20 protein-coding genes are annotated in these 18769 nt (G+C 60.2%); 8 read left to right on the forward strand and 12 right to left on the reverse strand.

Going from position 1 to position 18769, the window contains the following annotated elements; all coding sequences use genetic code 11:
• Positions 1-265: 265 nt before the first annotated feature.
• Complete coding sequence (locus tag ATO6_RS22450; RefSeq protein WP_231035893.1) at positions 266-2524, forward strand: heavy metal translocating P-type ATPase; 2259 nt, start codon at positions 266-268, stop codon at positions 2522-2524.
• Between the two features lie 243 nt (positions 2525-2767).
• Here the strand turns inward: ATO6_RS22450 and ATO6_RS22460 are convergent, their stop codons facing one another.
• The 5 genes from ATO6_RS22460 to ATO6_RS22485 all read right to left on the reverse strand — a co-directional run bounded on the left by ATO6_RS22460 (position 2768) and on the right by ATO6_RS22485 (position 7454).
• Positions 2768-3457 carry a copper-binding protein gene (locus tag ATO6_RS22460; protein WP_040618641.1) on the reverse strand — a complete coding sequence of 230 codons (690 nt, stop codon included), beginning with the start codon at positions 3455-3457 and terminating at the stop codon, positions 2768-2770.
• Positions 3458-3504: 47 nt separating this feature from the next.
• Positions 3505-4863, reverse strand: a complete 1359-nt coding sequence (locus ATO6_RS22465) for a multicopper oxidase family protein (RefSeq protein ID WP_141102058.1) — start codon at positions 4861-4863, stop codon at positions 3505-3507.
• Between the two features lie 11 nt (positions 4864-4874).
• Positions 4875-6338, reverse strand: a complete 1464-nt coding sequence (locus ATO6_RS22470) for a TolC family protein (RefSeq protein ID WP_054540802.1) — start codon at positions 6336-6338, stop codon at positions 4875-4877.
• Between the two features lie 294 nt (positions 6339-6632).
• Complete coding sequence (locus ATO6_RS22480; RefSeq protein WP_230040108.1) at positions 6633-7049, reverse strand: hypothetical protein; 417 nt, start codon at positions 7047-7049, stop codon at positions 6633-6635.
• 204 nt (positions 7050-7253) lie between these two features.
• Positions 7254-7454 (reverse strand): heavy-metal-associated domain-containing protein, encoded by a 201-nt coding sequence (locus ATO6_RS22485; RefSeq protein ID WP_009815466.1) that lies wholly within the window; start codon positions 7452-7454, stop codon positions 7254-7256.
• Between the two features lie 140 nt (positions 7455-7594).
• Here ATO6_RS22485 and ATO6_RS22490 point away from each other — a divergent pair, with 140 nt between their 5' ends.
• The 4 genes from ATO6_RS22490 to ATO6_RS22505 all read left to right on the forward strand — a co-directional run bounded on the left by ATO6_RS22490 (position 7595) and on the right by ATO6_RS22505 (position 12324).
• The gene (locus tag ATO6_RS22490) at positions 7595-10102 is read left to right on the forward strand and encodes a heavy metal translocating P-type ATPase (protein ID WP_054540801.1); all 2508 of its coding nucleotides are present in this window, start codon (positions 7595-7597) and stop codon (positions 10100-10102) included.
• A 19-nt stretch (positions 10103-10121) separates the two neighbouring features.
• Positions 10122-10541 (forward strand): Cu(I)-responsive transcriptional regulator, encoded by a 420-nt coding sequence (cueR, locus tag ATO6_RS22495; RefSeq protein ID WP_009503818.1) that lies wholly within the window; start codon positions 10122-10124, stop codon positions 10539-10541.
• A 123-nt stretch (positions 10542-10664) separates the two neighbouring features.
• Positions 10665-11537, forward strand: a complete 873-nt coding sequence (locus ATO6_RS22500) for a DUF305 domain-containing protein (RefSeq protein ID WP_009503819.1) — start codon at positions 10665-10667, stop codon at positions 11535-11537.
• 22 nt (positions 11538-11559) lie between these two features.
• The gene (locus ATO6_RS22505) at positions 11560-12324 is read left to right on the forward strand and encodes a MauE/DoxX family redox-associated membrane protein (protein ID WP_170317858.1); all 765 of its coding nucleotides are present in this window, start codon (positions 11560-11562) and stop codon (positions 12322-12324) included.
• 100 nt (positions 12325-12424) lie between these two features.
• Here ATO6_RS22505 and ATO6_RS22510 read toward each other — a convergent pair whose 3' ends face one another.
• The 7 genes from ATO6_RS22510 to ATO6_RS22540 form a co-directional block, all read right to left on the reverse strand.
• Positions 12425-13165 carry a cytochrome c biogenesis CcdA family protein gene (locus ATO6_RS22510; RefSeq protein WP_028095358.1) on the reverse strand — a complete coding sequence of 247 codons (741 nt, stop codon included), beginning with the start codon at positions 13163-13165 and terminating at the stop codon, positions 12425-12427.
• A complete protein-coding gene (locus tag ATO6_RS22515) occupies positions 13162-13653 on the reverse strand; it encodes a hypothetical protein (protein ID WP_009503822.1) in 492 nt (163 codons plus the stop codon). Before ATO6_RS22515 ends, ATO6_RS22510 begins: the two co-directional genes overlap by 4 nt.
• On the reverse strand, positions 13650-13850 hold the full coding sequence (locus ATO6_RS25535; RefSeq protein WP_028095359.1) for a hypothetical protein: 201 nt from the start codon (positions 13848-13850) through the stop codon (positions 13650-13652). The genes ATO6_RS22515 and ATO6_RS25535 overlap by 4 nt, the downstream gene beginning before the upstream one ends.
• 141 nt (positions 13851-13991) lie before the next feature.
• Complete coding sequence (locus ATO6_RS22525; RefSeq protein ID WP_028095360.1) at positions 13992-14957, reverse strand: cation diffusion facilitator family transporter; 966 nt, start codon at positions 14955-14957, stop codon at positions 13992-13994.
• Positions 14947-15702, reverse strand: coding sequence for a transglutaminase family protein (locus tag ATO6_RS22530; protein WP_028095361.1), 756 nt, complete (start codon positions 15700-15702; stop codon positions 14947-14949). Before ATO6_RS22530 ends, ATO6_RS22525 begins: the two co-directional genes overlap by 11 nt.
• Before the next feature lie 96 nt (positions 15703-15798).
• On the reverse strand, positions 15799-16377 hold the full coding sequence (locus ATO6_RS22535; RefSeq protein WP_028095362.1) for a cation transporter: 579 nt from the start codon (positions 16375-16377) through the stop codon (positions 15799-15801).
• 103 nt (positions 16378-16480) lie between these two features.
• Positions 16481-16909, reverse strand: coding sequence for a helix-turn-helix domain-containing protein (locus ATO6_RS22540; protein ID WP_013959865.1), 429 nt, complete (start codon positions 16907-16909; stop codon positions 16481-16483).
• Between the two features lie 207 nt (positions 16910-17116).
• Here ATO6_RS22540 and ATO6_RS22545 point away from each other — a divergent pair, with 207 nt between their 5' ends.
• From ATO6_RS22545 to ATO6_RS22555, 3 genes are read left to right on the forward strand one after another with little or no spacing between them, the layout of a single operon-like run.
• On the forward strand, positions 17117-17683 hold the full coding sequence (locus tag ATO6_RS22545) for an SCO family protein (RefSeq protein ID WP_028095363.1): 567 nt from the start codon (positions 17117-17119) through the stop codon (positions 17681-17683).
• Positions 17684-17688: 5 nt separating this feature from the next.
• Positions 17689-18111, forward strand: coding sequence for a disulfide bond formation protein B (locus tag ATO6_RS22550; RefSeq protein ID WP_028095364.1), 423 nt, complete (start codon positions 17689-17691; stop codon positions 18109-18111).
• A complete protein-coding gene (locus ATO6_RS22555) occupies positions 18108-18767 on the forward strand; it encodes a thioredoxin domain-containing protein (RefSeq protein WP_028095365.1) in 660 nt (219 codons plus the stop codon). The genes ATO6_RS22550 and ATO6_RS22555 overlap by 4 nt, the downstream gene beginning before the upstream one ends.
• Positions 18768-18769: the final 2 nt, after the last annotated feature.

Consider the following 18769-nt stretch of genomic DNA (forward strand, 5'->3'; position numbering starts at 1 on the left):
GGAAGTGTGACATTTCTACTTTGCAGATGTGGGACATTTTAACTTTGCGCGTACAGTGCATACACGCGTATTGTTTATTATGTAATATATTGGCAGTATCAATCAGCTTTCCTTCGCTAATCAGCAATCCAAGCTTGACCTTCCAGTTGCTGGAAGCCCCATCTTAGGAATTGGCATCATTTTGGAGGGCTAGAGCATGATACAGGTAACAGAACCGCACCCGCGAGAGCGGTCATCCGATCAGGCCAAGGATCCAGTTTGCGGCATGTCCGTCACTATGTCTCCGCAGGCCCGTCAGGCGGATTATGACGGTGAAACCTTCTACTTCTGCTCCGATAAGTGCCAGACCAGGTTCGAGGCCGATCCGATCTACTATGCCTCAGGTACGGCATCGGATCACAGCATGACCCCGAAAGCCGGAACTCAGTACACCTGCCCAATGCACCCCGAGATAGTTCGTGACGAGCCCGGCGCCTGTCCGATCTGCGGCATGGCGCTTGAACCGATGGTGCCGTCGGATGAACCCAGCGAAGAACTGACCGACTTTACCCGCCGGATGTGGATCAGTGCCGCCGCAGCCGTTCCTCTGGTTATCCTGACTATGGGAGAGCTGGTCGGTTTGCCGGTCCGGGACTTGATCGGACATCGGCTGGCGACATACATCGAGTTCCTGCTGGCGACGCCTATCGTGTTGTGGGCAGCGAAGCCGTTTTTCGTGCGGGGATGGGCGTCGATCGTGAACCGCTCGCCCAACATGTGGACGCTGATCGCGCTTGGTGTCGGCGCGGCCTACATCTATTCGCTGGTCGCCACATTCCTTCCGGGCGTGTTTCCGGAGGCTTACCGGATGGGCGCGGGAGTCGGCACCTATTTTGAAGCCGCCGTCGTTATCATCACTCTGATTTTCGTCGGACAGGTTTTGGAATTGCGGGCGCGGGAACGGACCGGCGATGCCATCCGGGCACTGCTCGATCTGGCCCCGAAAACGGCGCGGCGCATCCTGCCCGACGGCACGGAATATGACGCGCCGCTGGAAAACATTGTGGAGGGCGACCGGTTGCGGGTGCGCCCCGGCGACGCGGTCCCCGTCGATGCCAAGGTCGTCGACGGCACGTCATCCATCGACGAGAGCATGATCACTGGCGAGCCGTTGCCGGTCGAAAAAGGTCCGGGCGATACGGTCACCGGCGGCACAATCAATAAGAACGGCTCCCTTGTCATAGAAGCCGCTCGTGTAGGTGCCGACACGATGCTGAGCCAGATCGTCGAGATGGTCGCGAACGCGCGGCGATCCCGCGCACCGATCCAGGGGCTTGCGGACAAGGTTTCTTCCTATTTCGTGCCGACCGTTGTCGTGGTCGCCATCCTTTCCTTCGCCGCTTGGCTCGGCTTCGGGCCCGAACCTGCGCTCGTCTTTGCCATCGCCTCGGCGGTGTCAGTGCTGATCATCGCCTGCCCCTGTGCATTGGGCCTTGCGACGCCGATCTCGATCACGACGGCTGCAGGGCGCGGTGCACAGGCGGGTGTCCTGATCAAGGATGCCGAAGCGCTGGAACGCATGGCCAAGGTCGATACGCTGATCGTCGATAAGACCGGCACCCTGACCGAAGGCAAGCCGAAGCTGACCGATGTGAACGCTCTGGGCGACGAGACCGAAGAAACCATTCTGAGCCTCGCGGCTGCCTTGGAAAAAGGCTCTGAGCACCCGCTGGCAGAGGCCATCGTCGAAGGCGCGAAAGAGAGAGGTATCAAAGTCGGCAATGCCGAGAACTTCGAAGCCGTGACCGGCAAGGGTGTGAGCGGAACCGTCTCGGGCCACGCCGTCGCGCTTGGTAACACCGCGATGATGCGCGACATGTCCCTCGACACCTCCGCAGCAGAGGAGGCGGCAGACGTTCTGCGCAGCGAAGGCAAGACGGCCATGTTCGTGGCCATAGAAGGAAAACTGTCCGGCATCGTCGCCGTCGCCGACCCGATCAAGGAAACGACGGCCGAGGTCATCAAGGAACTGCACGAGGCGGGCCTGCGGATAATCATGGCTACGGGGGATAACGAACGCACTGCAAGGGCCGTGGCGCAGCTCCTCGGCATCGACGAGGTCCGGGCTGGAGTTCTGCCGGAAGACAAGAAGGCGCTGGTGGACGAGCTGCACGCGAATGGCAAAAAGGTCGCCATGGCCGGCGATGGTGTCAACGATGCACCGGCTCTGGCCGCAGCGGACGTCGGCCTGGCCATGGGCACGGGTGCGGACGTGGCGGTTGAAAGCGCGGGCATCACTCTCTTGAGCGGCGATCTGAACGGTATCGTCAAGGCACGGACGCTGGCCGTGGCGACGATCGGTAACATACGCCAGAACCTGTTCTGGGCCTTTGCCTACAACACGCTCGGTGTGCCCTTAGCTGCGGGCGTGCTCTACCCGGTATTCGGGCTGTTGATGTCGCCCATGTTCGCCGCCGCCGCAATGAGCCTCTCGTCGGTCTCGGTCATCGCGAACGCGCTCAGACTACGGCGATTGAGGCTTTAGACGATCCGCGTATTGAACGTGAAGCTGGACGATACTTCTATTTCAGCAAAACGTGTATTGCTGCATGAGGTTGCTGACCTTTGCCACTGGAAGCGTTCACTGAGAAAGCCGGAACGACGAGCGCAAGGGCGCATGTGCAGGTTATCAGGAAATTCATAATGCTCGGCTACCTCCGTAGCGCTTGATTTAATTGCCTCAAAGCGTTGGGGCCGGGCATGTACGCCTCGGCCCCAAGGTCAGTCTTCACTTCATCTGCGTGACAGTAAGCTTGCCCTTGACCCGGTCGGCAACAAACTCGATGTCCTGACCTTCTGCCATCTTGGCCATTATCGCTTCGTCCGCGCGGAATACCATCGTCATCGCGGGCATATCGAGGTTGACCAGAGGGCCGTGGATGATTGTGACCTTGCCGGCCTTGGCGTCGATCTTCTTTATGGTCCCGCTCGTGTATTCCACGTCAGCCTGAGCCATCTGGTCCCCCACCGAGACCGCACGGTGCATGCCGGATTCGTAGTGACCCGGGATCAGGCACGCGGCTTCGAACGTACCAGCATTCGCGAACGTCCAGACGACCTCGCCCGTGGCACCCGGATCAAGACGGATACGGTTCGGGTCGTCGTGTTCCATGTCCATCTTGGCCATTTCGATCTTGTGCTCGGCGTTATTTTCCAGCGTGTCGAGAACAAACTCGTGTTCCAGCTCACCCTTGTTCGTGATGTTGAAGCGTATGGTTTCACCCTGCTTGATGGTCATCTCCTCACTCTCGATCAGCATTTCGCCTTCGTCGTTTTCAAGCAGGGTTACATCAATCGTCCGGTCGACTTTTGCCGTATGGCCGGGCATACCGATGGCCATTTTGGCATGACCAACGTCAGCGAAAGCCCCCGTTGAAGCGAAAAGGACGAGAGAGGTGCTCAGAAGAAGTTTTTTCATTTGGTTTTCCTGTAGGTTTGGTTTGGTTGGAGTCGACGAAGGGCCGTTCAGCCCTTCGAGTTTGGTTTTGGTGTGAGAATGGTCTTGGGACTGTTGTTCGAGGCGAACTCGGGCAATTCGCCAGTCCATTCGTAGGCCATCTCGCCCGGAGGATTTTCGTACCAGCCGGGATCGGAGTAATCGTCCGCGTCGATGCCGTCCCGCACCTTTACGACCGAAAACATGCCGCCCATCTCGATGGGGCCGTAGGGCCCCCAACCCGTCATCATCGGGATCGTATTGTCAGGCAGCGGCATTTCCATTTTCGCCATGTCCCCCATGCCGGACATGCCCATGGGCATGTATTCCGGCTGGAACTGACGGATCTTCTGGGTCAGCGGCTTCTTGTTGACCCCGATGAACGTCGGCACATCGTGACCCATGGCATTCATCGTGTGGTGCGACTTGTGGCAGTGAAGCGCCCAGTCACCCAGATGGTCTGCGACGAACTCATAGGCGCGCATCCCGCCCACGGGGATGTCGATGCTGACCTCCGGCCATTGCGCTTCTGACGGCACCCAGCCACCATCCGTGCAGGTGACCTTGAAGTCATAGCCGTGCATGTGGATCGGGTGGTTTGTCATCGTGAGGTTGCCGACGCGTACTCGCACCTTGTCGCCCTTGTTCACGACCAGCGGATCGATGTCGGGGAAGATCCGACTGTTCCACGTCCACAGGTTGAAGTCCGTCATCGTCATGATGCGCGGCACATATGTGCCGGGATCGATGTCAAAGGCATTCAGCATGATCAGAAAATCGCGATCCACCGGCATGAACGTGGGATCCTTGGGGTGGACCACGAACATGCCCATCATCCCCATCGCCATCTGCGCCATTTCGTCGCCATGGGGGTGATACATGAAGGTTCCTGATTTCACCAAGTCGAACTCGTAGATGAACGTTTTGCCTGGCGGGATGCTGGGATGACTCAACCCGGAGACCCCATCCATGCCCGAAGGCAGGATGAGCCCGTGCCAGTGCACTGTCGTGCCTTCCGGCAGCTTGTTGGTGACGTAGATGCGGACCCGGTCGCCTTCGACTGCTTCGATCGTTGGGCCGGTGGACTGGCCGTTGTAACCCCACAAATGCGCGATCATGCCGTCGGCAAGTTCGCGCTCTACCGGTTCGGCGACGAGGTGAAATTCCTTGACCCCGTTGTTCATCCGGTGCGGCAGGGTCCACCCGTTCAGCGTGACCACAGGTGTGTAGTCCGGCCCCGACGACGGACGCGCCGTAATCGCCGTTGCCGCACTGTCCATCTGCGCGGCTTCGGGTAGGCCCATGTTCAGGGTTTGACCCCAGGCTTTTGAAGAGACCAGCGTTGCGCCTGCCGCGCCGGCTCCGAGTAATTGACGTCTGTTCAACATGTCAGTTCCTTTCAGTGTCCTGCACCGCCACCGGCGGCAAGCGTTGCGCCTTCTCCACCAGCACCACCGCCGCCTTCGCCGCCGCCATAGATCGCGGCGGTCAGATCGGCCTGTGCCATGTAGAATTCGCGTTTTGCATTTGCCGCTTCCAGGGATGCGCCAAGTTTCTCGCGCACGTCAGTCAGCAGCTCGAAAGTGTTGGTGATCATGCCGTTGTAAGACAGCAAACCCTCTTCTTCGACGGTCGTGCGTAGCGGCACCAGAACGTCGCGGTAGTGGCGCGCGATTTTATATGCGGCATGATAGGAAGTCTCAGCACCTCGCGCTTCGGACCGGACGTTCACGGCCTTCTCTGCGAGCACGTTGGCCGCTTGTAGATAAGACAATTCCGCCTTGCGCATCCGGGCCTTGCCGGTGTCATAGATCGGGATCGCGAACTCCACTTCCACCTGAGGGGTGGTCACGGTTTCCGTTTCTCCGTCCTCAATTTCCCGCTCCGCCTCGAACCCGGCAATGAACTCAAGATCGCTGACAATGCGGGTCTGATCGGTCAGCCCAAACGCCTTGGCCTGCGCTTCCAGGCCAAGTTTGGCAACACGCAGATCCACCCGGTTTCGGAGCGCCTTGGCCTCGATGTCGGTCACACGGCCGACAGAACGCGGCAGTGCAGGAAGGGCATCTGGCACATGGTAATCGACTTCGGTGCCCCAGAGACCCATCAACCTGGTCAAAGCCTCCTTGGACCGAGTGGCGTTCAATCGTGCCTGTGCAAGTTGCCCCGCCAGTTCGGCATTGAATGCCTGTTCGCGGGCCTGCCCAGCTTTGTTGAGTGCGCCGGTCTCGCCCAACCTCATCGCCAGTTCAGAGCCGGCGTCAGAGGTCGCTTTCGCGCGCCGCAGATAGCTCACTGCCTCGAAGGCGGCGACTGCATCGACCCATGCCTTTCGCGTCTGATTGGCCAGCGCAAGTGTGTCGTTCACGGCATTGAGCTGAGCCTGCCGGAAGCTTGCATCAGCAATGGCCATGCGCTGTTTGCGCGTGGTGGCATCGAGGACGTTCGACCGGATCAGCCCTTCGATCGCTCTGTAGGCACCGAGCTCAGGCGCACCGATTCCCAAAACACCAATTGATACGATCGGGTTTTCCGGCGTCGATTGCTGCCAGGCCTCAGCGGCCGACAGGCCAACATTGGCGTAAGACGCTTGCAGACCTTTATTGTTCAGGAGCGCGACCTGAACGGCGGTGTCCGCCGAAATGGTCTTGCGATGCACCATCGCATGCACCTGCTTTTTCAAAGCCTCGTTTTCGGCCTGGGTTTCGGCGAAGGCAGTCCGTTTGCCGATGGCCGGTGTGACTTGGCTGGAAATGTTGGCGAAGCCGGCTTTCGGTTCCGTGTAGATGCCCGGTACAGCGGTTGCGCAGGCACCCAAAATTAGCGGAAAGCCGAATAGCAGAGGAAATTTCGATAGCCGCATCAGTTGCCCTCCGTCTGCTCTTGATTGACGGAACGCCAATCACGGGGACCCGTCGGACCACGATAGGTGTAGCCAGCCAATGGATCTTGATAGCTGATCGGAGACGAAACGGTCGCGTTGACGACAGCCTGTTGTGTCGCAACGGAGGGCAAAGGGGTAGGCTCATAGGCGCATGCGCCAAGCCCGAGGGCCGAAGCCCCCATAAGTAGATGAATTTTCATGAAGGTAACCTGATTGATGAACGATGTCTCACGCAGAGTCTGCGCAAGGCTCACACCCGGATTGGGCGCCGTTTCAGATCAGGAATCGAGGGGGCCGCAGAAACCCTGATGTTTCGACGGAATGCGTCTGACCGCTCAGGATCATATATTTTTTCGCAGCAATAGGATCCGGGAATACCAAGTCTGCGTCTGGAATGACGACAGAAATGCATATTCCGTTACAACACTGAGTTGATTGATGCTCTGTTTCACCAATGTCGGAGGATATGTCATCCACGTCAACTGTCGCCGGGTGTTTCATGTGGTCGGCGTGGATATCAGTTCCCTGACCAACTGTCGGTTCGCTGAGAAGGGCGCTGATCGATCCAGAATGCTGACCATCATGCATTCCCGAGGCCGCGTGTGCCGCAGAAGGTGGAGACAGAACCAATGCCAACGCAAAAGCGAAGCAAGTGAGGAATTTCACCCATACCGAAGTGGCGACACGCATTCTCATGAACGGAAACTTGGACGTTTTGACAAATTAGTCAACGCTTACAGCGCGGGAAGGTTTGGCACATTCTAGCGAGGCAGGCGAATTCTCGCTGCGAGCGCTCAAAACTGTTGCGCAATAGATACATAGCAACGTTCACCAGTCAGACAGAAGACGCGAAAATGGTAGTGAGTACTTCAGTAATGACTGGAAGTGCCGGGACTAACTCAGTCTTTGCGATCCGTAGCCCGCATCGTGAATCGCTGCCTTCAGAGCGCTTTCATCCAATGCGCTATCTACCTCGACGGAACGCGCAGTCAGGTCACAGGTGACAGTCGCGTGTGGGTCTATCGTCACAATGGCCTTCTCTATCGACGCGGTGCAATGTCCGCAGTTCATGTCCGGCACGCTGAACCTGATCATCACGATCTCCTTCTTACTGCTGCCATCTAGGCCGTCCCCCTATGGGAAGGTCAATGCCCGAAAAAATTCCTCGATGCATCTGTTGACCTTCCAGCGAATGGAACCCTTATCTCTCGGAGGATCAGGATCAGGAGTCACCCATGTCGGATTCGCATACCCTTCGACTTTCCCTGCAGAACATGTCCTGCGCCTCTTGCGTCGGGCGGGTGGAGCGTGGGCTTTCCGGCCTGCCGGGCGTCAGCGACGTTCGAGTCAACCTCGCCAGCGAAACCGCTCAGGCGCAGATCGACGCGCCAGAGCGCATTTCGAACATCGTCGAAAAGCTGGAAGAGATTGGCTATCCGGCCCGTAAGCAGAGCACTCGCCTGAACGTGGCCTCCATGTCCTGCGCGTCCTGCGTCGGTCGGGTGGACAAGGCTTTGGCGGCGATGCCAGGCGTGCTGGCCGTGAACGTCAATCTGGCCTCGGAAACTGCGACGGTAACGTATCTCGAAGGCGCGGTTGCGGTTGCAGACCTGCTGAAGGCGGCGGGTGACGCAGGCTATCCCGCGACCTTGCCGCAGGACAGAGAGGCGGAAGACACGAGTGTCCGGAAGGATGAAGAGGCGCGGATGCTGGCCCGCAGGACCGCCCTGGCGGCGGCCCTCACCCTGCCGGTGTTTCTGCTGGAAATGGGCGCGCATCTGATCCCCGGCATGCATGGTCTGATCGGCGACACGATCGGCCATCGAGCAAGCTGGCTGATCCAGTTCGTCCTGACCACGGTGGTTCTGCTCTGGCCGGGGCGCAGCTTCTACACGCGCGGGTTTCCAGCCCTGCTCAAGCGTGCGCCGGACATGAACAGCCTTGTCGCGGTCGGCACTTCTGCCGCCTATCTCTATTCTCTCGTGGCGCTATTCGCGCCCGCGCTGCTGCCCGAACGGTCGCGTGCCGTCTATTTCGAGGCGGCGGCGGTCATCATCGTGCTAATCCTGCTGGGCCGGTGGCTGGAGGCGCGCGCCAAGGGCCGCACCGGCGCAGCGATCCAGAAGCTGCTGGGCCTTCAGGCCAAGACCGCCCGCGTGCTGGTGGACGGAGAGCCTGAGGACGTGGCCATCGAGCGCATCGCCGCGGGCGACATCCTGCTCGTGCGCCCCGGAGAGCGGATTGCCGTGGACGGTGAAGTGACCGAAGGCAGCGCCCGCGTCGATGAGAGCATGATCACCGGCGAGCCGGTGCCTGTCGCCAAGTTGGTGGGCGATCCCGTCACCGGCGGGACCGTCAACGGTTCCGGTGCCTTCCAGTTCCGTGCGACACGCGTGGGAGCGGATACGACGCTGGCGCAAATCATCCGCATGGTCGAAGAGGCGCAGAGCGCCAAGCTGCCGATCCAGGGGCTGGTCGACCGGATCACCCTGTTGTTCGTGCCGGCGGTCATGGCGCTGGCGCTGCTTACGGTTATCGTCTGGCTGCTGGTCGGCCCCTCGCCCGCCCTGTCCTATGCCCTCGTTGCGGGTGTATCCGTGCTGATCATCGCATGCCCTTGCGCGATGGGGCTGGCCACGCCGACCTCGATCATGGTCGGCACCGGCCGTGCCGCTGAAATGGGCGTGCTGTTCCGCAAGGGCGATGCGCTGCAACAGCTTTCGACAGTGGATGTGGTGGCGCTGGACAAGACCGGCACGGTGACCGAAGGGCGCCCCGAACTGACCGATCTGGTGCTGGCCGACGGCTTTGAACGGGCCGAGGTGCTGGCCCTGGTCGCGGCGGTCGAGGCGCAGTCGGAACACCCTATCGCCGAGGCCATTCTGCGGGCGGCGGAAGCCGAGACGGTCACTCGACACGACGCGCGGAACTTCACCTCCATCACGGGCCACGGTGTCCGGGCCGAGGTCGCAGGCCGCGACGTGCTGGTGGGGGCCGACCGTCTGATGACGCGCGAAGGGGTGGACATCGGCGCGTTGGCCGACGCCGAGCGCCGCCTGGCTGAACAGGGCCGCACCGCGCTTTATGCCGCCATCGACGGGCGGGTGGCCGCCGTCATCGCCGTGGCCGATCCGGTAAAGCCGTCCAGCGCGGCGGCCATCCGGGCGTTGCACGATCTGGGCCTGAAGGTCGCCATGATCACCGGCGACAAGCGAGAGACGGCAGAGGCCATCGGCCGCGAGACCGGCATCGACCATGTGATCGCGGGCGTGCTGCCCGATGGCAAGGTGGCGGCATTGGACGATCTGCGCGGCCCGAGCCAGCACATCGCCTTTGTAGGCGACGGCATCAACGATGCGCCCGCGCTTGCTCATGCGGACGTGGGCATCAGCATTGGCACCGGCACCGACGTCGCCATCGAATCCGCCGATGTGGTGCTAATGTCGGGCGATTTGCGCGGCGTGGTCAACGCGCTGGAAGTGTCGCGGCGTACGATGCGCAACATCAGCCAGAACCTGTTCTGGGCCTTCGGCTATAACGTGGCCCTCATTCCGGTGGCGGCGGGGCTGCTCTACCCGGTGTCGGGCCTGCTGCTGTCGCCGGTGCTGGCGGCTGGGGCAATGGCGCTCAGCTCGGTCTTCGTACTGACGAACGCGCTGCGCCTGCGCCGCGTCCGCCCGGCGATGCAGGAACAGGCGCAACCCGGCTCTGCCGCCAACCTGTCACCAGTCCCGGCTGAATAAGCTCAAGGAGGAAACTATCATGAACATCGGAGACGTGGCCGACATGTCCGGCCTTCCCGCGAAGACCATTCGCTACTACGAGGACATCGGGCTGGTCGAGCCGCTGCGCAGTGCCAACGGTTATCGCAGCTTTCGGCAGAGCGACGTCCACAAGCTGGCGTTTCTCGGCCGGGCGCGCGCCTTGGGCTTCACCATCGAGGACTGCCGGAGCCTGCTGAAACTCTATGCCGACACCGACCGCGCCAGCGCCGAGGTCAAGCAGATCGCCGAAGAACACCTCGACCGGATCGACCGGAAAATCGCAGAACTGACCGAGATGCGCGCGACGCTGTCGCACCTTGTCGATGCCTGCGCTGGCGATCACAGGCCTGATTGTCCGATTCTCGCAGATCTGGCTATGGAAGAGGATAAGACCCGGACCGCCAGGGCAGCGGATTAAGATATGTCCCGCAGCGGGCAGCGCCACCCATAAGGTGCGACTGGCTGCAGCTTTTTCGGAACATTCCAGCGCGGGAAAGTTGTTCTACCTCTATACTTCACGATTTCGAGAGAGGACAACTTCATGTCATATGGCCGCTTTTTCGCGATGATCGCGACATCTACCGTCGTCATGTTCGGTCTGATGTATCTCAATACCTACCTCTGGACGCATGTGTTCTGGTCGGAAACGCGGGTCTACATGGCTCTCCTGATGGGTGCCACCATGGCGATCATCATGCTGGGCTTCATGCTGTCGATGTATTCCAGCAAGACGGCTAACGCCGCCATCTTCATCGGTGCCGCTGTGGTCTTTGCCGCCTCGCTCTGGCTGGTCCGCAGCCAGGTGACGGTGGGCGACACCAGCTACATGCGGGCAATGATCCCGCACCACTCGATCGCGATCATGACCTCCAGCCGCGCCGATATCTCGGACCCGCGCGTGCGCAAGTTGGCGGATGAGATCATCTATGCGCAGGACAAGGAAATCGCCGAGATGCGTTATCTGGTGAACGATATCGACGCCAATGGTGACAGTCCGGCACAGTCAGAAAGCGGACCGGCGCAGATCGTGAGCCTTGACGAGGCGCTGTCCACGGCGGAGATCACCATTCTCGATCTTGAATTCCTGACCCGGGAGGACATCGCACAACTCTTCCCGGACGGCGCGGCGTGCACGTTCACCTACACCACCACAAGCAGGCCTGCGCTGGCGGTGGGCCGCATCGACGGTGGGAGTGTAGCTCTCGCCAAGATCAGCGGCGATCTGGTGCGGCTGGAGGCTGGCGACGCCGGAAGCACTTGGGGCAAGGAAGGCATGACAGTGGCGTTGAGCGCGCCGAGCGGAACCGGCACATTGGCCGCAAATAGTGGCGAAATGCAGGACGCCGATCTCGTTCTCGAACTTGGGCCCGGTCTGCGTGCAGGGTATCGCGGACATTACGGTTGCGGTGCCTGAACCAGAAACTGGAGGAAACACCATGCCGAAAGACGCATCGAAAACAGCCCAACTCTACCGGATGGTCATGCTGGATCACCTTTGCCCTTATGGTCTCAAGTCCAAAGACCTGCTCGAACGGGAAGGGTACGAGGTCGAGGATCACCACCTGACGACACGCGAGGAAACTGATGCTTTCATGGAAAATCACGGGGTCGAGACCACGCCGCAGACCTGGATCGGCGACAAGCGCATCGGCGGCTATGACGATCTGCGGGTCCATTTCGGCCTTGACGCACCGGAAAGCGAACGCTCGGACACCTCCTATCAACCGGTGATCGCGATCTTTGCCGTCGCGTTTTTGATGGCGCTCGGCTTGTCATGGTACAGCTTTGGAACCATCCTCAGCCTGCGCGCGCTGGAATGGTTCATCTCGATCTCGATGTGCTTGCTTGCAGTGCAGAAACTTCAGGATGTCGAAAGCTTTTCGACCATGTTCCTAAATTACGACCTGCTGGCGCACCGCTGGGTGCGCTACGGCTATCTCTATCCCTTCGGAGAGGCCTTCGCCGGTATCCTCATGGTCGCAGGGGCGCTCACCTGGCTGTCGGCACCCGTGGCCTTGTTCATCGGCACCGTCGGCGCGGTTTCGGTCTTCAAGGCGGTCTATATCGACAAGCGCGAGCTGAAATGCGCCTGCGTCGGGGGCGACAGCAAGGTGCCGCTCGGTTTTGTCTCGCTCACCGAGAACCTGATGATGATGGTCATGGGTATCTGGATGCCGATCCGGGTCTACCTGATCGGCTGACGGCACCGCGACCTCTACAGAGGCGCGGCGTGGATGACATTGATTGGCGGAGATAATCCCTACACTGCAGCCATCACACCTAGAGCTGGTTCGAGATTCGTCACCCGATCGTCGCGAGAAAGGGAAACGTCCCCAGCAGCCAATAGGCAAACCGTGACAATTGCCCGGTCATGATGGCAACTCCCATGATGATCATGGCAACACCCGCGCCCTTGTAGAGCCAGCGACCGGCTTTGCCGATCTGCCTTACCCGCGCGGCGATGGCGTCGGTGAAGAGCGCGGCCAGCAGGAAAGGCACCCCCAGTCCAGCGGAATAGATCGACAGCAGCCAGATGCCGTCCGACATGCCGCCGGAGGTCGAACTGAGCGTCAGGATTGCGCCGAGGATCGGACCGATGCAAGGTGTCCAGCCAAAGGCGAAGGCCAGTCCCAGCACGTAGGCCCCAAACGGGCGACCGCCGGGAATGTCGAGATTGAAACGGGTATCGCGCGAGAACGCATTGAGACGAAAGACACCCAGCATGACCAGTCCGAACAGAATGATGATCGCGCCGCCGAGATAGTTTAGCTCGGTGCGCCATGTCAGCAGCAGGGATCCGAGCGCGCTGGCCCGGGCCCCGAGGGCGACGAAGACCGTCGAAAAGCCCAGGACAAAGCAGGCACTCAACCCGAGCGCCCCGGCGCGCGCCCGCAAGCCGACCGACCGCGTCGTGCGCAAATCTGGTTGCCCTGCGATGTACGAGACGTAGCCAGGCACCAGTGGCAGGACACAGGGCGACAGGAACGAAATGGCACCCGCCAGGAAGGCCGCGAAGATGCCGATGCCGGAAATATCCATCATACATCACGATCGTTGTTGAAAGGCCGCCAGACCCACCAGAACGCGACCAGCGGTATCACGATCCATTGCAACACAGGTGACAGGCCCGCATCGAGGATCGGAATGATCGGCATCAGGTCCGAATAGGCCCAGGCCGCGCGGATCACGATGTTGAGCCATTCGCTGAACAGCGTGTATCCGAGCCCGAACACCACCGTCAGGACGGTCACAGACCGCCGCGTCGAGGCGACCAGGGGCCAGCCCCGGCCCGACAGCATGAGGGCAAGCATCAGCGCGCTCATGGCGATCAGGATATCGCCACCCGTGCAATGGACGGCTGCGAAGACAATCTCACCCCAAGTGCCCTCGTTCCAGATCGTGTAGAGCGGCATATGCGCGAACTCCCAGATCAAGTTGGCCGGGATGATCACCGCAAAATACCGACGCAGAGCTGTCAGGGAAACTCCGTCTGTCGAGGACAGCCTGACGCCAGTCGCGACGACACTCATTGAAACACACCTGTCAGCCGGTCCCACCAGTTGGGCTCCCGGCGTCGATGCTGGGCGTTGTTGATCAACTCGCTGACATAGAGGATCAGGTTCACGTTCTTGAAGTCCATGCCATGGAATTTTGCAGCGAACCGCCCGCCGATGTCCACGACATGGGTGACCGCTCCGTGCATCATCATGTCGCTGTCGGCGGTCATCGTGAACTCCAGCCCATATTCCCGCGCCGGAAGGCGCGTCGCGTCATTTGCCTGATCGGATCGTTTGGTCAGAATGACCCAGTTGCTCGGATCGAGCCCATGCCGGTCCGCGTAATCGCGCAGACGAGCCCGATGACATCATCATGCTCGGTCAGCGTTTCCTTGAACATTGGTCTTCTCCTTTTCACTTGCGTTGCCGTGACCGTAGAGATCGGCGTTCTGATGAGCGCGATCCTCATGCTCAAATTCGAGACTGGAATGGCTGATGCCGAACTCTTCCTTCAGCCGCTTCTTGATCGCGCTCTTGATCTCTTCGATCTTCGACCAGCCCTCGGCTGCCACGACGACATGGCAGTCGAGCGCAGCCTCGTGCTCTTGCATTTGCCAGAGATGGACGTAGTGGACGTCGGCGACGCCTTCGACTTTCCGCATCGCTTCGACGACGGCCTCGTTGTCGATGTCCGGCGGGCTCCCGAGCATCAGGGTTCGGATTGGGCCGCCTATTTCAGTGAAAGACAGATACAGGATGTAGATCGCGATGCCGATGGTGATGGCAGGATCGACCCAACGCATGTCGTAAAGGATGATCAGCGACCCACCGACGATAACCGCGACCGAAGCAAGCGCGTCCGACAGGTTATGCAGGAAAAGCGCGCGGATGTTCACGCTGCCCTTCTGCATCGAATAGGTCAGCATTGCGGTCAGCGTGTCGACCACAAGCGCAATTCCACCGAGAATGACGACGGTCCACCCCATGACTTCGGGTGGATCAATCATGCGCATGCCACCTTCGTAGATCAGATAGAAGCCGATCACGATGAGGGTGGTGTAGTTGATCAGGGCCGCCACGATTTCGACCCGGCCATAGCCGAAGGTCATGCGTTCATCGGCCGGGCGGCGCGCGATCTTGCGTGCGGCGAAGGCAATGACAAGCGAGGCCATATCGGAAAAGTTGTGCAGCGCATCGGCGATCAGTGCCAGACTGCCCGAGAATATGCCCCCGACGACTTGCGCAACGGTAAGTAGCCCGTTTGCCCAGATGGCGATGGCAACCCGCCGGTCCCCAGAATTCGGATCGATAGGCGCGTGCCCGTGGTCATGTGGCATTGGCAGGCTCCGCGTGCGCGTGTGTCGCGCGTCGGTCAGTCTTCAGGCGACCGCTGCGAAAACCACGTACGCGCGCATTCATCCAGTGGCGGATGATATGACGGTAAAGGGCACCACGCAGCCATCCAAAGGATTGCTCATGGGACAAATAGAAGGCGTCCGGCGTATCAAACACGCCGAAATCTTGCACGATGCCGGATTTCTGAATGTAGGTATCTTCTCCGTTCCAGGTGACGGGAGGCGCGCCAAGGCAATCCGTGCCCGCGCCATAACCGCAGAGACTGTCCGTGTCCGAGAAAGACGTTTGCAGGACTGTCAGGAAAGCGTCATCCAGGATGAAGCCTTCGAGGTTGAACCAAGCACCTTGATATTCGATCTCAACCCATGAGTGGAGAATTTCTTGCGGAGCAAGCGGATACACCAACTCTGGGACAACACCGCGCTGCAAGCCTTTGTGGATCGTAAACCCATGCAACCGGCAACGAATGCCAACACCACGCAGCAACGCCATCAAGAGCGTCCCTTTGGTATTGCACTGCCCGTAGCCGTCGGAAAGCACCTCGGAGGCGGGGATGTCGTCAGCTCGATTGTATCCGAACGCGATTTCATTCCGAACGAAATCATAGGCAGCTCCGATCCGATCGTATTCGGATAAGCCGCGCCAGCCGCGGGTCTCAATTAGATGCGCAAGAGGCGCGGCATCAAAATCCAGTAATTTGGTGGGTGCAAGTAGGGGGTCGGTCATCTGCAACGGAGTCGCTCCTCGAATCGTCTTGGAACAAGCCTAATTACTATAGTCACTATAGCTTCAACCCTTTCTTTCAGAAAGAATCTCCCGCAACTATTTGCCCGTATGAACTGCTTTGTGGTGTTCGCCGTGTGCGTCGCGCAGAATGTCGATACCTCCCCAGGCCGCGATCCCGGCGACAATCACGCCGACGACGAGGTCCGGCCAGTTGGTTCCCAGCCAGGCGACGAGGCCGCCAGCCAAGACGATTCCGAGGTTCGCGGCGAAATCGTTGTAACTGAAGGTGTTGGCCGCGCGGATGTTGACGTCCGGATCTTTGAGCTTAGCGAGCAGCCAGACGCAGACTGCGTTGATCGCCGCCGCAAACAGGGCCATGGCGATCATGATCGTCCCGAGCGGATCTGACCCGCCGATGTAGCGGCGCCATGCATCGTAGAGGATACCAGCGGCGAACAGGATCAGCAGCCCGCCGGAAACGTTCGCCGCCCCGCGTTTCCATTTGTCGGATCGGGACAAAGCGAAAAGGCTGATCGCGTAGACGAAGCTGTCGGAGAGGTTATCGAGCCCGTTGGCGATCAGGGCACTTGAGTCGCCGAAGGCGCCTGTTGCGAAAAAGGCCACGGCCAAACCGATATTGAGCGCCAGAACGATCCAAAGCGTCCGTCTCTCCATTGAATTTTGTCTAGCAGCCATTTTGTGGTTCCAGCCTGTGTTGTACGACACATTAACTTCTGCGGCTGATCTGCGTTCCAGCCGGAATGTTGGCTGAATTCCTTCAGGCCCCGATTTCCTCGTGCTCGGTCAGGCATTCCGAATGGTCCCGCAACACCTCAAGCACCTTGCAGTCTCCCGTCCGCCCGCCGCTGCATTCGTGAACCATGCGTTTCAGTTCCGTGCGCAGCGCCTTCAGGCGGGCCATGCGCTGCTCCACCTGTTTGAGCTGGCGACGCGCGATGGCATCTGCCTCGTCGCAGGGGCGGTTGGGATGGTCGCTGAGGTCGAGCAGCTCGCGGATCGCATCGAGCGAGAAACCGAGTTGCCGCGAATGGCGGATGAAGGACAGTCGGTCGAGCTGTGCATTGTCGTAGCGCCTCTGTCCGCCTTCGGTCCTGCCAGGTTCGGGCATGAGTCCGATCTGTTCGTAGTACCGGATGGTCTGCACTTTTGTGCCAGTCTTCTTTGACAGAGTACCGATCGTGAGCATTTTCGCCTCCATGAAAAAGATACAGTTTGTGTAGGTTTTGCCGTCGGAATAAACAAGTGTCGGATTCACAGACGCGTGAGTTCAAGCTATACCATGATTTCGTGCTTGAACCTCTAGCGGCTAGAGGATGTATCCGCACATGCAATAAGAATCAATAACAGGCGAACAGGATTGTCCCTTACATCGGCACAGAAGTTTCTTTGGGTTTTGGCAGGCGTGGCAGCGCTTGCCTTCGTATGGCTTTTGCTCTGGTCCGACTATCGTGCCGACCGCGCCCGAACCGACGCCGAACCGCCTTTTTTCGCTAAATTCGAACTGACGGACCACCAGGGTATGGTTCGAACCGAGGAGGACTTTGCGGGGCGCTGGATGCTGGTGTTTTTCGGCTTCACCAACTGTCCCGACGTCTGCCCGACGACCCTGTCAGAGGTCGCGGCGGTGATGGACGGTCTGGGCGACGATGCCGCCAAGGTCCAGCCGATTTTCATAACAATCGACCCCGAACGGGACACGCCCGCCGCACTCGCCGAATACGTCCCGCTGTTCGATGCGAGCATCATCGGGCTGACGGGCACGCCGGAACAAATCGCCGCCACATCCGAGACGTTTCCGATCTTCTTTGAACGCGTCGAAGAGGCTGCGGCGCCGGATGGTTACACGATGGGCCACACGTCGCATCTGTTCCTCTTCGATCCCGACGCGGGCTTTGCCGACTCCTGGCCCTACGGCACCCCGGCCGAAGAGATTCTCGCCGATCTGGAAGAGAGGATCTGATCGACATGAACCGCATATCCGGAGAAACAGCCCTCGGGCTGGCATGGATCATCGCGCTCGTCGCCTCGCTTGCCGTGCTTTTCATCGGCGAGGTGCTGGGGCAGACGCCCTGTGTGCTGTGCTGGTTCCAGCGCGCCTTCATGTTTCCCTTGGCCATTATCCTAGGGCTGGGCCTTTGGTGGCGGGACGGCCGTGTGGGGCGCTACGGCATCGCATTGGCGCTTGGCGGCGGCGCAATCGCCCTCTGGCACATGGGGCTGTACGTCGGTCTTGTTCCCGAACGCATCCAGCCCTGCACGGCCACCGGCCCCTCTTGCACCGATGACAACCAACTGGTCTTCGGCATCCCGATCCCGCTGATGGCCCTCGCCGCCTTCGCGCTGATCGGGGCGCTGTCGGCCCTTTCATTGAAGGACACACGAAAATGAACCGACGCGCCCTGATCCTGTCCGTTCTCGCCTTCGGCGTCGCCGGTTTCGGCGGAACCACCTGGTTTGCAACCCGCCCCGGCCCGGTGGCCGAAGCGGAGCCTGTTGCGCCGGAACTCGCGGACGCGATGATCCGCCCCTACTCGCCCATCCTCGGGCCTGCGGAAGCGCCCGTCACGATCGTCGAATTCTTCGATCCGGCCTGCGAGGCCTGTCGCGCCTTTCATCCCGTCGTGAAGGACATCATGGCCGAGCATGGGGATGCTGTCCGCGTCGTGATCCGCTACACGCCCTTCCACGGCGCGGCATCCGAGGAAGCGATCCGCGTGCTCGAGGCGGCACGCATGCAGGACGTTTACGTGCCGGTGCTTGAGGCCGTTCTGCGGGAACAGCCGAGATGGGCGTCGCACGGTGCCCCGGCGCCCGGCCTGATCCTTCAGATCGCCGCCACGGCCGGACTCGATGCCGAGGCCGCGCGCACGCAAATGATGGCGCCCGATGTCGTGGCGATCCTGAACCAGGATCGTGCCGACGTCGAGACCGTGGGAATTCGCCAGACGCCCACATTCTTCGTGAACGGCAAGCCGCTCGATCCATTCGGGGAGGCAGAATTGCGTCGTCTGGTGGCCGCCGAAGTCGCTGCCGCGCAAAGCTGAAT

It is taken from the genome of Oceanicola sp. 22II-s10i (genome assembly GCF_002210105.1).
In the GTDB taxonomy this organism is placed as follows: Bacteria; Pseudomonadota; Alphaproteobacteria; order Rhodobacterales; family Rhodobacteraceae; genus Pseudooceanicola.

Bases quoted from the DNA above. Each gene is read 5' to 3' on its own strand.
- ATO6_RS22450 (WP_231035893.1), top strand. From the start codon at position 266: ATGTCCGTCACTATGTCTCCGCAGGCCCGTCAGGCGGATTATGACGGT.
- ATO6_RS22460 (WP_040618641.1), bottom strand. From the start codon at position 3,457: ATGAAAAAACTTCTTCTGAGCACCTCTCTCGTCCTTTTCGCTTCAACG.
- ATO6_RS22465 (WP_141102058.1), bottom strand. From the start codon at position 4,863: ATGTTGAACAGACGTCAATTACTCGGAGCCGGCGCGGCAGGCGCAACG.
- ATO6_RS22470 (WP_054540802.1), bottom strand. From the start codon at position 6,338: ATGCGGCTATCGAAATTTCCTCTGCTATTCGGCTTTCCGCTAATTTTG.
- ATO6_RS22480 (WP_230040108.1), bottom strand. From the start codon at position 7,049: ATGCGTGTCGCCACTTCGGTATGGGTGAAATTCCTCACTTGCTTCGCT.
- ATO6_RS22485 (WP_009815466.1), bottom strand. From the start codon at position 7,454: ATGATCAGGTTCAGCGTGCCGGACATGAACTGCGGACATTGCACCGCG.
- ATO6_RS22490 (WP_054540801.1), top strand. From the start codon at position 7,595: ATGTCGGATTCGCATACCCTTCGACTTTCCCTGCAGAACATGTCCTGC.
- cueR (WP_009503818.1), top strand. From the start codon at position 10,122: ATGAACATCGGAGACGTGGCCGACATGTCCGGCCTTCCCGCGAAGACC.
- ATO6_RS22500 (WP_009503819.1), top strand. From the start codon at position 10,665: ATGTCATATGGCCGCTTTTTCGCGATGATCGCGACATCTACCGTCGTC.
- ATO6_RS22505 (WP_170317858.1), top strand. From the start codon at position 11,560: ATGCCGAAAGACGCATCGAAAACAGCCCAACTCTACCGGATGGTCATG.
- ATO6_RS22510 (WP_028095358.1), bottom strand. From the start codon at position 13,165: ATGATGGATATTTCCGGCATCGGCATCTTCGCGGCCTTCCTGGCGGGT.
- ATO6_RS22515 (WP_009503822.1), bottom strand. From the start codon at position 13,653: ATGAGTGTCGTCGCGACTGGCGTCAGGCTGTCCTCGACAGACGGAGTT.
- ATO6_RS25535 (WP_028095359.1), bottom strand. From the start codon at position 13,850: ATGACCGCCGACAGCGACATGATGATGCACGGAGCGGTCACCCATGTC.
- ATO6_RS22525 (WP_028095360.1), bottom strand. From the start codon at position 14,957: ATGCCACATGACCACGGGCACGCGCCTATCGATCCGAATTCTGGGGAC.
- ATO6_RS22530 (WP_028095361.1), bottom strand. From the start codon at position 15,702: ATGACCGACCCCCTACTTGCACCCACCAAATTACTGGATTTTGATGCC.
- ATO6_RS22535 (WP_028095362.1), bottom strand. From the start codon at position 16,377: ATGGAGAGACGGACGCTTTGGATCGTTCTGGCGCTCAATATCGGTTTG.
- ATO6_RS22540 (WP_013959865.1), bottom strand. From the start codon at position 16,909: ATGCTCACGATCGGTACTCTGTCAAAGAAGACTGGCACAAAAGTGCAG.
- ATO6_RS22550 (WP_028095364.1), top strand. From the start codon at position 17,689: ATGAACCGCATATCCGGAGAAACAGCCCTCGGGCTGGCATGGATCATC.
- ATO6_RS22555 (WP_028095365.1), top strand. From the start codon at position 18,108: ATGAACCGACGCGCCCTGATCCTGTCCGTTCTCGCCTTCGGCGTCGCC.